At 55.0% G+C, this 209-nt stretch carries 1 protein-coding gene; it reads right to left on the reverse strand.

Annotated features, from left to right (window positions below):
• Positions 1–209 (reverse strand): aldo/keto reductase (locus FDX22_RS20185; protein ID WP_186805378.1); only part of this gene is annotated, 209 nt, incomplete at both ends.

Here is a 209-nt window from a genome sequence, read left to right on the forward strand (position 1 = left end):
GGTGGATCAACAGCAGATCAAGATGATCGGTTGCCAGCAGCTTCAGCGACTGTTCGGCACTGGCAATAATATGGGCGCGGTCCGTGATGTAATGACCCAGCGCGTTTTCCTCTTTCGCCGTCGTGGCAATACCGCATTTGGTCACAATCTGCATTTTTTCACGCAGGTGCGGTGCCAGTTTCATCGCCTCGCCAAACGCCGCCTCACAC

Origin of the sequence: Citrobacter sp. TBCS-14 (assembly GCF_005280805.1) — a bacterium.
Lineage (GTDB): Bacteria > Pseudomonadota > Gammaproteobacteria > Enterobacterales > Enterobacteriaceae > Citrobacter > Citrobacter gillenii.